Annotated in this window: 8 protein-coding genes; 3 read left to right on the top strand and 5 right to left on the bottom strand. The window is 70.7% G+C overall.

Annotated features, from left to right (window positions below):
* Positions 1-2,063 (bottom strand): GNAT family N-acetyltransferase (locus H5J26_RS21850; RefSeq protein WP_181767629.1); only part of this gene is annotated, 2,063 nt, incomplete at its 3' end.
* Between the two features lie 141 nt (positions 2,064-2,204).
* Between H5J26_RS21850 and H5J26_RS21855 the strand changes: the two genes are divergently transcribed.
* Positions 2,205-2,489, top strand: coding sequence for an HPr family phosphocarrier protein (locus tag H5J26_RS21855; protein ID WP_181767630.1), 285 nt, complete (start codon positions 2,205-2,207; stop codon positions 2,487-2,489).
* A 199-nt stretch (positions 2,490-2,688) separates the two neighbouring features.
* On the opposite strand, the gene H5J26_RS21860 is transcribed toward H5J26_RS21855, so the two are convergent.
* The 3 genes from H5J26_RS21860 to H5J26_RS21870 all read right to left on the bottom strand — a co-directional run bounded on the left by H5J26_RS21860 (position 2,689) and on the right by H5J26_RS21870 (position 6,768).
* Positions 2,689-3,501, bottom strand: coding sequence for a M23 family metallopeptidase (locus H5J26_RS21860; RefSeq protein WP_181767631.1), 813 nt, complete (start codon positions 3,499-3,501; stop codon positions 2,689-2,691).
* Positions 3,502-4,000: 499 nt separating this feature from the next.
* Positions 4,001-5,371 (bottom strand): M16 family metallopeptidase, encoded by a 1,371-nt coding sequence (locus H5J26_RS21865; protein ID WP_181767636.1) that lies wholly within the window; start codon positions 5,369-5,371, stop codon positions 4,001-4,003.
* Positions 5,372-5,424: 53 nt separating this feature from the next.
* Positions 5,425-6,768 carry a M16 family metallopeptidase gene (locus H5J26_RS21870; RefSeq protein ID WP_181767632.1) on the bottom strand — a complete coding sequence of 448 codons (1,344 nt, stop codon included), beginning with the start codon at positions 6,766-6,768 and terminating at the stop codon, positions 5,425-5,427.
* A 294-nt stretch (positions 6,769-7,062) separates the two neighbouring features.
* Here H5J26_RS21870 and H5J26_RS21875 point away from each other — a divergent pair, with 294 nt between their 5' ends.
* Positions 7,063-9,510 carry a DNA gyrase/topoisomerase IV subunit A gene (locus tag H5J26_RS21875; RefSeq protein ID WP_181767633.1) on the top strand — a complete coding sequence of 816 codons (2,448 nt, stop codon included), beginning with the start codon at positions 7,063-7,065 and terminating at the stop codon, positions 9,508-9,510.
* Between the two features lie 97 nt (positions 9,511-9,607).
* On the opposite strand, the gene H5J26_RS21880 is transcribed toward H5J26_RS21875, so the two are convergent.
* A complete protein-coding gene (locus tag H5J26_RS21880; RefSeq protein WP_181767634.1) occupies positions 9,608-10,714 on the bottom strand; it encodes a CobW family GTP-binding protein in 1,107 nt (368 codons plus the stop codon).
* Positions 10,715-11,129: 415 nt separating this feature from the next.
* Here H5J26_RS21880 and H5J26_RS21885 point away from each other — a divergent pair, with 415 nt between their 5' ends.
* Complete coding sequence (locus H5J26_RS21885) at positions 11,130-12,728, top strand: ATP-binding protein (RefSeq protein ID WP_235980910.1); 1,599 nt, start codon at positions 11,130-11,132, stop codon at positions 12,726-12,728.
* Positions 12,729-12,763: the final 35 nt, after the last annotated feature.

The following is a 12,763-nucleotide window of genomic DNA, read 5'->3' on the forward strand; positions in this document are numbered from 1 at the left end:
TCGGCGCTGGGTCCGGAAGCGGGCGCGGCTGCACGTTCCGATGTGGCCCCGGGAACGGGCAGCTCCTCCGCCGTGGCCTCGACCGCCCTGGCGGTGACCCGTTCCAGCAGGGCCGACACCTCGGCTTCGTCGACCTCGAACTCCGGTACGCGGCCCGGGCTTTCCGCCTCCCGGCGCCAGGACGCGTACCGCGCCGCCTCCGACAGTGCGTGGGCGGCACGTTCGGGCGCCGGATAGGAGGGGATGCCGCGCTCGGAGAGCGCGTCGTCGAGCCCCTCGATCGCGAGGTGCACGACGGTGACCGGCTTGCCGGCCTCCGCGGAGGCGTCGCGCAGCGCGTCCGCCAGCTCCCCCGCCGGGGTGTCGCCGACCCAGGGGATGACGGTGACGACGACCGCGTCGGTCTCCGGGTCCTCCATGGCGGTGCGCAGCGCGTTCCGGTACTCCTCGGGAGTGGCGGAGGTGGTGAGGTCGCGTACGGGACGGGGATGCAGACCGTAGGCGAGGCACGCGTCGTAGGTGATCAGCCCGAGTGATTCCGCATTGCCGAGGATCGCGGTGCGCGGCCCGGCGGGCAGGGGCTGCGAGACGAGCAGGGCGCCAGCGTCGAGCAGTTCGGTGACCGTGTCGACCATGATCACGCCGGCTTGCCGGAGCAGCGTGCTGACGGTGGCGGGCGGGGTGCTGGTGACCGGAGCGGCATGACCGGGCGGCGGTGCACTCCCGCTGTGCCGGGCGCCCTTGACCACGACCATGGGCTTGCGGGCGGCGGTGCGCTTGGCGAGCCGCGTGAACTTCCGCGGGTTGCCGATGGATTCGAGGTAAAGGAGGGCCACGTCGGTGTCGGCGTCGTCGTCCCAGTGCTGCAGCACGTCGTTGCCGGAGACGTCGGCGCGGTTGCCCGCCGAGACGAAGCTGGACAGCCCGATACCGCGCCGGTGGAGACCGGCGAGCAACGCGATCCCGATGGCGCCGGACTGGGTGAACAGGCCGACCCGGCCGCGGCGCGGCATCTCGGTCGAGAGCGTGGCGTTGAGGCGCACGTCCGGCGAGGTGTTCATCAGCCCGAAGGCGTTGGGACCGACGACGCGGGTCCCGTACGAGCGTGCCAGCCGGACGAGTTCGCGCTGCTCGTCGCGGCTGAACTCGGCGCTCAGCACGACGAGTCCCTGCACGCCCGCTTCCCCGCACTCGCGGGCGACGGCGGGCACCTGGGCGGCGGGAACCGCGACGACGGCGAGGTCGACGTGCTCGGGTACGTCCTGGACGGACCGGTACGCGGGCACACCGCCGAGTTCGCCGCCGCTCTCCGGCAACGCCTGGTTGATCGCGTGGACCCTGCCGGTGAATCCACCGGTGTGCAGGCTCTCCAGGATCCTCCGTCCCGCCCCTCGCGCCGAGCGGCTCGCACCGATCACGGCGACCGACCCCGGGGCGAGCAGGCGCGCCACCGAGCTGCCCTCCGCCCGCTGTTCACGGGCGCGCATCACCGCGAGGGACTGCTCGGTGGGTTCGAGGTCGAAGGTGAGATGGACGGAGCCGTCCTCGAAGCTGCGGCGCTGCGAGTAGCCCGCGTCCGTGAACACCTTGATCATCTTGTTGTTGGCGGGCAGCACTTCGGCGGTGAAGCGCCGGATGCCGCGCTCGCGGGCGACAGCCGCGATGTGTTCGAGCAGAGCGGACGCGACGCCACGGCCCTGGTGGTCGTCCCGCACGAGGAAGGCGACCTCGGCCTGGGCCGAGGGCGTGGTGGCCGCACGACCCGTGTCGTCGATCCGGTCATATCGGACGGTTGCGATGAACTCGCCCCCGACGGTGGCCGCGAGGCCGACCCGGTCCACATAGTCGTGGTGAGTGAAGCGACGTACGTCACGGTCGGAGAGGCGTGGGTACGGGGCGAAAAAGCGGTAATACTTCGACTCATCGGAAACCCGCTCGTAGAAGCTGACGAGCCTCTCGGCGTCGTCCGCGGTGATGGGCCTGATCAGGGCGGTGCCGCCGTCGCGCAGCACCACGTCGGCCTCCCAGTGCGCCGGGTACGCAGGCTCCTCCGGGGTACGCATGGGGTCAGCGTAAGGCCGTACCGGCACGGACGTCTCGGTACGCTCAGCCGCGCACGTCACCGGGGGTGCGGGGGGCCGGGACAAGTGTCATGCGAGACTGGCTTCGGCCGTACGCCAAGAACGACTCGAAGGGCAACAACCATGGTAGAGCGCCGCGTCACCGTCGGCTGGGCCGAGGGCTTGCACGCCCGCCCCGCCTCGATCTTCTGCCGCGCCGCGGCTGCCGCGGGGGTCCCCGTCACCGTCAAGAAGGGTGACGACGGCACACCGGTCAACGCCGCTTCCATGCTCGGCGTGCTCGGTCTCGGCGCGGAGGCCGGCGAGGAGATCGTCCTGGCGTCCGAGGCCGTCGACGCGGAGGGTGCCCTGGAGCGCCTGGCCACGCTGGTTTCCGAAGGGCTCGAGGAGCTTCCGGAGACCGTCTGATCCGAACTCTCCGGCTGCGCCGAGCCCGTCTCGGCCGGTCTCAACCTCACGGATGGAATTCTCGGCGCAGGCCGCCGGGTTCCATCCGTTCTTGCGTCCGGGACGTCACACGATCACACGAGGCGCCACAAGAGAAGCCCCCGGCCGCGAGAGGCGGCCGGGGGCTCCGTCGTACTGCTCTTCATCTGCTGCTGAACACTCAGACGTCGACGCCGTGCTTGCTCAGGTAGGCGATCGGGTCCATGTCCGAGCCGTAGTCCGGGCCGTTGCGCGCCTCGAAGTGCAGATGCGGGCCCGTGGTGTTGCCGGTCGAACCGGACAGGGCGATCTTCTGTCCGGAGGTCACCGACTGGCCTGCCGAGACGCTGATGGAGGACAGGTGGCCGTACTGCGTGTACGTGCCGTCCCGGTGCTTGATCACGACGTTGTTGCCGAACGAGCCGTCGCTGCCCGCCTCGACGACCTCGCCGGCCGCGACGGACTGCACCTCGGTGCCCTCGTCCGCCTCGAAGTCGATACCGGTGTGGCTGCCGGAGGACCACAGTCCGCCTGAGGACTGGTACGGCGTGGAGACGGACGGGTCGTCCAACGGCGCCGTGAAGGCGTTGAGCTTGGCCCGCTCGGCGGCCCTCGCGGCCTTCTCCCGCGCCTCGCGCTCCCGCTTCGCCTTCTCGGCGGCGGCCTTGCGCTTGGCCTCCTTCTCGGCCTTGGCCTGTACGGCCGCGGCCTTCTGCGCCTGGGCCTGGTCGCTGACGGTGGCGGCGATCGAGTCGCCGAAGCCGACGGCGCGGGTCAGGGCGGTGTCGTGCCCGGTCCCGGCTTCCTTCGAGCTGATCTCGTCGGCGGCCTGGCCGGTGGCGGGCGCCTCCTGGCCCGTGAGGGCCGTCGCGGGAGTCGCGATCGAGCCGACGACGCCGGCGGCCGCAAGGCTTGCGATGCCGACAGCGTGGGCGCTGCGGCGCTGTATCCGTGGGGGACGTCGGTGCTTCCCCCGGGCATGCGTGAACGCCATGGGCTGGCGTGACTCCTTTCCTTCCTTCTCGCTTACCGAGTCTGCCCCTGCCTTTCGGCAGCGGGATCCCCAGACGGTTCGGAGCAGGAAGGTCTCCTACGGACCGCCTCGCGAGAGGCGCTCCGATTCACCCCACCCCTTCCATGGCGGTCCGGCTTCGGTGCCCGGACCTGGAAGGGACCCTCTGCGCACCGCCGAGGCGGCACCACGAGGGAAGGATCCCCGGTTCCCCATGCACCTGTCGGTGCGGGGACTCAGCGATGCTGAACGTCGGCCGCGGTCGCGGTCACTTCTGACGAACAGCCGGATCGACGCTAAATGGGGCATCTGCCAACCGCCAAACCAAACCCTGGATTTGTCGCGTAGGCCACACAACGGACCTGGGCAGAGTTCATCAATTCAGGACATACGGAAAACGCAGTGGGGCGGCTCCGGCTCGACGATCCGAGCCGGAGCCGCCCCACGAGCGGCGACCGTCACCTGACGGTGCGTGAGTTGCTCAGTTCCCGGAGACCACCTTGACCTCGCCGATTCCCAACTCCCGTACGGAATCGGCGATCTGGGAGGCGTCCCCGACGAGGATCGTCACCAGGCGGTCGGCCGGGAAGGCGCTGACGACCGCGGCCGTGGCCTCGACGGTGCCGGTCTCCGCGAGCTTCGCGTACACCTGCGCCTGGTAGTCGTCGGGGAGTTGCTGCTCGACCTGCTCGGCCAGGGTGTCCGCCACGGCGGCCGCCGTCTCGTACTTCAGCGGAGCGACACCGACCAGGTTCTGCACGGCGACGTCACGCTCGTCCTCGGTGAGACCTTCCGCGGCGAGGGTGCGCAGCACCTGCCACAGGTCGGCGAGGGCGGGAGCCGTGACGTCCGTGGCCACGGAGCCGGAGATGGCCAGCAGGGCGGCGCCCGTGCCGTCCGCGGTGGAGCGCAGGACCTGCCCGAAGGCGCGCACCCCGTAGGTGTAGCCCTTCTCCTCGCGCAGGACCCGGTCCAGCCGGGACGTCAGCGTGCCGCCGAGGCAGTACGTGCCGAGGACCTGGGCCGGCCAGACGCGGTCGTGCCGGTCGGGCCCGACCCTGCCGATCAGCAGCTGCGTCTGCACGGCGCCGGGGCGGTCCACGATGACTACGCGGCCGGTGTCGTCGGCGGTGATGGGCGTCGCCCGGCGGGGCTCGGCGGTGGAGCCCGTCCATGCGCCGAGGGTGTCGGCCAGGGCGGCGTCCACGTCGATGCCGTCCAGGTCGCCGACGACCACGGCGGTGGCCGTGGCCGGACGTACGTGCGCGTCGTAGAAGGCGCGGACCGCCTTCGCGTCGATGCGGGCGACGGTCTCCTCGGTGCCCTGACGGGGCCGGGACATCCGGGTGCCGGCCGGATAGAGCTCCTTCGCCAGCTCCTTGGCCGCACGGCGGGTCGGGTTCGCCAGCTCGTGCGGGATCTCGTCCAGGCGGTTGCCGACCAGGCGCTCGACCTCGCTCTCGGGGAAGGCGGGGGCACGCAGCGCGTCCGCGAGCAGGGCGAGCGCCTTGTGCAGCCGGGAGGCCGGGACCTCGAGCGAGACCCGTACGGACGCGTGGTCGGCGTAGGCGTCGAGGGATGCTCCGTAGCGCTCCAGCTCGTCGGCGAACTGTTCGGCGTCGAGCTTGTCCGTGCCCTCGGAGAAGGCGCGCGCCATGATCGTGGCGACGCCGTCGAGGCCTTCCGGCTCGGCGTCCAGCGGGGCGACCAGCGAGACGTCCACGGCGACGACCTGCTGGCCGGGACGGTGGCAGCGCAGCACGGTCAGACCGTTGCCGAGCCGGCTCCGGTCGGGGGCAGGGAAGGCCCACGGCTTGGGCCGCCCGCCCTGCGGCTGCGGGTGGAATTCCATGGACGTGCCTGACGTACCTGCCGCAGCCGTCTGTGCGGGGGTGGGGGCGTCGCTCACTGGGCGGGCTCCTCGCTCTGGTCGTTTTCATCGGCGGCGGACGGCTCTGTGGGCTCGTAGACGAGCACGGCGCGGTTGTCGGGGCGGAGCCTCGCGGCGGCGACGGCCCGGACCTCCTCCGGCGTGATGTCCAGGACGCGCTGCACGGCTGTCAGCGCCAGCTGCGGATCGCCGAACAGGACGGCGTAGCGGCACAGTTCGTCTGCGCGACCGCCCACCGTGGCGAGCCGGTCCAGCCACTCGCGCTCCAACTGGGCCTGTGCACGCTCCATTTCCTCCGGCGTAGGGCCCTCCTCGGCGAACCGCCTCAGCTCGTCGTCGACGGCCTCCTCGATCGCGGTGACCTCGACGCCGCCCGACGCCTTGACGTCGAGCCAGCCCAGCGACGGCGCTCCGGCCAGGCGCAGCATCCCGAATCCCGCACCGACGGCCAGCCGGTCGCGGCGCACGAGACGCTTGTTGAGGCGGGAGGACTCTCCGCCGCCGAGCGCGGTGAGCGCCACGTCCGCGGCGTCGCACTCGCGGGTGCCGTCGTGCGGCAGCCGGTAGGCGGCCATGACCGCGCGGGAGGGCACCTCCTCCTCGACGATCTCCCGGTTCTCCGCGCCGATCACGTCGGGAAGGGTGCCGTCACGAGGAGGCTTCTTGCCCTCGTGGCCGGGGACCGAGCCGAAGTACTTCTCGATCCACGCCAACGTCTGCTCGGGGTCGATGTCGCCGACGACGCTCAGCACGGCGTTGTTGGGCGCGTAGTACGTACGGAAGAACTCCCGTGCGTCCTCCAGGGAGGCGGCGTCCAGGTCGGCCATCGAACCGATCGGCGTGTGGTGGTAGGGGTGTCCGTCCGGGTACGACATCGCCGTCAGCTTCTCGAAGGCGGTGCCGTAGGGCACGTTGTCGTACCGCTGGCGGCGCTCGTTCTTCACCACGTCGCGCTGGTTCTCCATGGACTCGTCGTCCAGGGCGGTCAGCAGCGAGCCCATGCGGTCCGCTTCGAGCCAGAGCGCGAGCTCCAACTCGTGGGCCGGCATGGTCTCGTAGTAGTTGGTGCGCTCGAAGCTGGTGGAGCCGTTGAGCGAACCGCCCGCGCCCTGCACCAGTTCGAAGTGGCCGTTCCCCTGGACCTGCGCGGAGCCCTGGAACATCAGGTGCTCGAAGAGGTGGGCGAGCCCTGTGCGCCCGGCGACCTCGTGCCGGGAGCCGACGTCGTACCAGAGGCAGACCGCTGCGACCGGGGTGAGATGGTCCTCTGAGAGCACCACGCGCAGGCCGTTGGCCAGCCGGTGCTCGGTCGCTGTCAGCCCGCCGAGTGATGGCGGGGGCGTGGCCGTGTGACCCATGGGCGTGGAGTCCCTTCGATCGCGTCAGTGCGTGCACGTGGTGGCAAGCGGTCCGCTCACCCTATGCAACCGCTCCGACTGCGTGCGAAGTTCCCGTACGGTACGACCCGGAACCGGGCCCGTTCCGTGCCATCCTCCGCACGAGGAGGGCGCGTACGCCGTTCCCCACCGACGGGTCGGGGAACCGGTTGTCACAGTCGCGGTCCACAATGGTCCGCGTCAGTTCCGCGTTCCGCCCCGTACCGGCTCGGCATCAGCCGTCCGTACCGTACGCACGAAGGAGCCCCAGCAGCGATGGCCCGCCGCAGTACGAAGACTCCGCCGCCGGACGATTTCGAGGAGCGCATCCTCGACATCGACGTCGTCGACGAGATGCAGGGCTCCTTCCTGGAGTACGCCTACTCGGTCATCTACTCGCGCGCGCTCCCCGACGCCCGCGACGGGATGAAGCCCGTGCAGCGGCGCATCCTCTACCAGATGCACGAGATGGGTCTGCGCCCCGAGCGCAGCTACGTCAAGTGCGCCCGTGTGGTCGGTGAGGTGATGGGCCGTCTCCATCCGCACGGCGACAGCGCGATCTACGACGCTCTCGTGCGCATGGCCCAGTCGTTCTCCATGCGGCTTCCGCTGGTCGACGGCCACGGCAACTTCGGCTCCCTCGGCAACGACGACCCGCCCGCCGCCATGCGGTACACGGAGTGCCGGTCCGCGCCTGCCGCCGGTCTCATGGTCGAGTCGATCGACGAGGAGACGGTCGACTTCGGCGCCAACTACGACGGCAGCGAGCAGGAGCCGTCAGCGCTTCCGGCCGCGTATCCGAACCTCCTCGTGAACGGCTCCTCGGGCATCGCGGTCGGCATGGCGACGAACATGCCTCCGCACAACCTCGTCGAAGTCATCGCCGCCGCAAGGCATCTGATCAAGCATCCGGGCGCCGACCTGGAGACGCTGATGCGTTTCGTCCCGGGTCCGGACCTGCCCACGGGCGGCCGCATCGTCGGCACGGACGGCATCAAGGACGCCTACGCGTCCGGCCGCGGCAGCTTCAAGATGCGGGCGACCGTGGCGGTCGAGCAGGTCACGCCCCGCCGCAAGGGCCTCGTCGTGACCGAGCTCCCCTTCGCCGTGGGCCCGGAGAAGGTCATCTCCAAGATCAAGGACCTGGTCAACTCCAAGCGGCTGCAAGGCATCGCGGACGTCAAGGACCTCACCGACCGCGCGCACGGGCTGCGTCTGGTCATCGAGGTCAAGAACGGGTTCAACCCGGAGGCCGTCCTCGAACAGCTCTACAAGCTGACGCCGATGGAGGAGTCCTTCGGCATCAACAACGTGGCTCTGGTGGACGGTCAGCCGCTGACGCTGGGGCTGAAGGAGCTGCTGGAGGTCTACGTCGACCACCGCTTCACGGTGGTGCGGCGCCGCAGCGAGTTCAGGCGCACCAAACGCAGGGACCGACTTCACCTGGTCGAGGGACTGCTGGTGGCTCTCGTCGACATCGACGAGGTCATCAGAATCATCCGGTCGAGTGAGAACGCGGCTCAGGCCAAGGAATCCCTCATGAGCCGGTTCCAACTCAGCGATGTGCAGACGCAGTACATCCTGGACACCCCCCTGCGCCGCCTGACGAAGTTCGACCGCATCGAGCTGGAGAGCGAACGCGACCGGCTGCGCCGGGAGATCGAGGAACTGACCCTGATCCTCGAGTCGGACGCGGAGCTGCGCAAGATGGTCTCCGGTGAACTGTCCGCCGTCTCCAAGAAGTACGGCACCCCGCGTCGCACGGATCTGCTGGAGGCGGCAGGCGTGCCCGTGGCGTCGGTGCCGCTGGAGGTCGCCGACGACCCGTGCCGGGTGCTGCTGTCCTCGACGGGCCTGCTCGCCCGTACGGCCAACGGCGAACCCGTCTTCGACCAGGCGGCGAAGCGTGCCAAGCACGACGTGATCATCTCGGCCGTGCCGGCGACGACCCGGGGCGACATCGGTGCGGTCACCTCGACGGGGCGGCTCCTGCGGCTGACCGTCGTCGATCTGCCGCAGCTGCCCGAGGCCGCGTCCGCGCCTCATCTGGCGGGGGGTGCACAGATCTCCGAGTTCCTGTCGCTGGAGGACGGCGAGCGTCTGGTCTGCCTGACCACGCTCGACGAGTCCTCCCCCGGGCTCGCGATCGGCACCGCACACGGCGTGGTCAAGCGAGTGGTCCCCGACTACCCGTCCCACAAGGAGGAGTTGGAGGTCATCTCCCTCCGCGAGGGCGACAGCATCGCGGGCGCGGTCGAGCTGCGTACGGGCGAGGAGGACCTGGTCTTCATCACCGACGAGGCGCAGTTGCTGCGCTATCCCGCGGGGCAGGTGCGGCCTCAGGGGCGCGCGGCCGGCGGCATGGCGGGGATCAAGCTGACGGGCGAGGCGAAGGTCATCTCCTTCACCGCCGTCGACCCGTCGGTCGACGCGGTCGTCTTCACGCTGTCGGGCTCGCACGGCACCCTGGACGACTCGATCAGCACGGCGAAGCTCACCCCGTTCGACCAGTTCCCCAGGAAGGGGCGCGCGACGGGCGGTGTGCGCTGCCAGCGCTTCCTCAAGGGCGAGGACTCCCTCGTCGTCGCCTGGGCCGGGCCCACCCCGGCGAAGGCCGCGGCCGATAACGGCGCACCGGCGGACCTGCCGGAGCTCGACCCCCGCCGCGACGGTTCCGGTGTGGCGCTTGCCAAGCCGGTCGCCGTGATCGCAGGGCCCGTGTAGGAGCACCGCTGTAAGAGCACCGCCGACGAGCACGGCGGGGTGGGCCCTTGCGCCTTCCCCGCTGCTGCCCGTCCCGGGCCGGTGAGTTCGTGCCCGGTCAGTCCAGAGTGTGCTCGTAGGGCTGGTCGGGCTCCGCGTCGGACGCGTCGCCGCTCCCGTCGTCGCCGCTCCCGTCGTCGACGTACCGCAGCACGCCCCACAGCGACTGCGGGTCCGTCTCCCCCGGGCCGTCCTCGACGCAGTCCGCCAGCTCCTTGCGCACCGCTTCCCCGTCGATCCCGGAACCGATCAGCACCAGCTGTGTCAGCCGCTCCTCGTCGCGCGGCCACCGTGAGGGCGTGAAGCGGAGAAAGCCGCCGACCGCGTGCACGGTATAGCGGTTCGCGGGATCGGCCGCGCCGAAGTCGACGAAGCCCTTGATCCGGTAGAGGCCCTTCGGGCGGCTGTCGAGGAACTCCAGGAAGCGCCGTGGATGCAGCGCCCTGTCCGAGGTGAACTCGACGCTCTCGTAGGCGGCGTGCATGTGGCCGGTGTGGTCCTGCTCGTCCTCGCCGGACTCCTCCAACAGCGCGTCGAAGGAGAGCTGTTCGACGGGCGGTCGTTCCCGGCTCGCGGGGTCGAAGAGCAACGAGGGCTCGATGCGACCGTACGAGGCGTGCACCAGGGGCGTTCCCGGGCTCAGCCTCTCCAGCTCCTGCTCCAGCGCGCGACGCGCGGCGTCGTCCACGCGGTCGGCCTTGTTGAGCACCACGAGGTCCGCGGCCCGCACATGCCGCTCCAGCTCCGGATGCCGCTCACGGGTGTGCTCGAACTCGGCGGCGTCCACCACCTCGATGAGCCCGCCGTAGACGATGTGTTCACTTGATGCGGCGAGGATCATGCGGATCATCGTCTCGGGTTCGGCCAGCCCGCTGGCCTCGACGACGATGACGTCCATCTCCGCCGAGGGACGGGCGAGCTTGTCCAGGACCTCGTCCAGGTCGCTCGTGTCGACCGCGCAGCACAGGCAGCCGTCGCCCAGCGCGACCATCGAATCGACCTGGCCGGCGACGGTCATCGCGTCGATCCCGATGCTCCCGAAGTCGTTGACGACCGCACCGATGCGGGTGCCGCGACTGCGCCGCAGCAGGTGGTTGAGGGTGGTGGTCTTGCCGGAGCCGAGGAAGCCCGCGAGGACGACGACCGGTACACGTCGGGTGGTCACGAGGGGATTCCTCCAGCGTGCAGGGCGTACTGAGCAGCTGCTGATCGTACTGGACAGCTCGGGCCCTCTCCCTCACATGGGGGCGCTTCAGCGACCTGTCGACATATCACCACAACTCGCGCATCCTCCGGCCGGTGGGACTCCCCCGGCTCCGAGGGCATCGCGCAGGTCACTGCACACCCCGGCGGTGACCGGTTACGGTCCTCGCACACCCGTACCTCACATACCGTATTTCTCTCCCCAGCACCGACCGGACACTGCGCCCGCTCCTCCCCCACGCACCGCATCGAGGCCTCCCGTGACCGCATCAGCCGCCCGAGACGCCGGGTCCACCGGGTCCACCGGGCGACTGCGCCTGCGCACGCCCCGGCTCCGGGTCCGATGGCCGCAGCGCGTCTTCTCGCAGGTCCTGCTGATGCAGCTGGCCATCGCCACGGGAGTAACGGCCCTGGTCACGGCGTTCTTCCTGGCCCCCCTCAGCGACGAGCTGGACGACCGGGCGATGGACCGCGCACTGGCCATAGCCCAGACGACGGCCGCGCAGCCCGGATTCGCCCGTCAGCTCACCTCCGGCGCCGAGCCGTCCGTGACGGGCCCCGTACAGAAGCAGGCCGAGCAGATCCGGAGGGCGACGGGCGCCGGCTACGTGGTCGTGATGGACAGGGACGGCATCCGCTGGTCGCACCCGGAGCCCCGACGCGTCGGCCGGCACGTCTCCACCGACCCCAGCGCCCCCCTCGCCGGGCACGAGGTCCGGCACATCGACGAGGGGACGCTCGGCAGGTCGGCGCGCGGAAAGGTCCCGCTGCGCGACGAGCAGGGGAAGCTGATCGGCGCCGTCTCCGTGGGCATCGCCTACGACGGTGTGCGCGACAAGCTCCTCGGTGCCGTGCCGGAGCTGCTCGCCTACGCCGGCGGCGCTCTCGCGGTCGGCATGCTGGCCGCCCTGCTCATCTCCCGACGGCTTCAGCGGCAGACCCACGACCTCGCCTTCTCCGACATCTCCTCGCTGCTGGACGAACGCGAGGCGATGCTGCACGGCATCCGGGAGGGCGTCGTCGCCCTGGACGCACGCGGACGCATCCGTCTCGTCAACGACGAGGCGCAGCGCCTGCTCGAACTGCGTCCCGAGGACACCGGGCGCCCGCTGACAGAGGTGCTGGGCCCGGGCCGTACGGCCGACGTGCTGTGCGGCAGCGTGACGGGCGCCGACCTGCTCACTGTCAGCGGCGGCCGCGTCCTGGTGGCGAATCGCATGCCCACGGACGACGGCGGCGCTGTCGCCACGCTCCGCGACCGTACTGAACTGGAGCTGCTCGGACGTGAACTTGACGGCTCACGCGGCCTGATCGACGCCTTGCGCGCCCAGGACCACGAGCACGCCAACCGGATGCACATCCTGCTGGGGCTCCTGGAGCTCGGCCTGCACGAGGAGGCCGTCGACTACATCAGCGAGGCCGTCGGCGTTCACCGGGCCACGGCGGAGCAGATCGCCGAGCGCGTGGAGGACCCGCTGCTGGCCGCGCTGCTGGTGGGCAAGGCGACGGTGGCGGCCGAGCGCGGCGTCGCCCTCCGCATCACTTCGGGGACGTATCTGCCCGACCGGCTGGTGGACCCGCGGGAGCTGGCAACGGTTCTGGGCAACCTCGTCGACAACGCCGTGGACGCGGCGGCCGGTTCGGGTGAGGCGGAGGTCGCGGTGGAGCTGCGTACCAGGAACCACGTCCGCAGCGCCGAGGGCACGGGGACCATCGCCGAGGAGGACGACGACGCGGAGGGCACGGGCATCGTCCTGCGCGTCACCGACAGCGGACCCGGCGTTCCAAGCGAGCAGCGTGAAGTCGTCTTCGCGGAGGGCTGGTCCACCAAGGACCCGCCCCCTCACAGGCAGCGAGGCCTGGGGCTCGCCCTCGTACGGCGCCTGGCGGAGCGCCACGGAGGCACGGCCCGGGTCGGCGAAGCGGCACGGGGCGGAGCGGCGTTCACGGTGGTAGCTCGGAGGAGCGGGGTGTAGGGCAAGGGTGTAGATCTCGCGGGTCGGCGGATCCA

This window comes from Streptomyces albidus (ex Kaewkla and Franco 2022) (assembly GCF_013870515.1).
In the GTDB taxonomy this organism is placed as follows: Bacteria; Actinomycetota; Actinomycetes; order Streptomycetales; family Streptomycetaceae; genus Streptomyces; species Streptomyces albidus.

Coding starts and splice junctions, on each gene's coding strand:
- H5J26_RS21855 (WP_181767630.1), top strand. CDS start 2,205: ATGGTAGAGCGCCGCGTCACCGTCGGCTGGGCCGAGGGCTTGCACGCC.
- H5J26_RS21860 (WP_181767631.1), bottom strand. CDS start 3,501: ATGGCGTTCACGCATGCCCGGGGGAAGCACCGACGTCCCCCACGGATA.
- H5J26_RS21865 (WP_181767636.1), bottom strand. CDS start 5,371: ATGGAATTCCACCCGCAGCCGCAGGGCGGGCGGCCCAAGCCGTGGGCC.
- H5J26_RS21885 (WP_235980910.1), top strand. CDS start 11,130: ATGCAGCTGGCCATCGCCACGGGAGTAACGGCCCTGGTCACGGCGTTC.
- H5J26_RS21875 (WP_181767633.1), top strand. CDS start 7,063: ATGGCCCGCCGCAGTACGAAGACTCCGCCGCCGGACGATTTCGAGGAG.
- H5J26_RS21870 (WP_181767632.1), bottom strand. CDS start 6,768: ATGGGTCACACGGCCACGCCCCCGCCATCACTCGGCGGGCTGACAGCG.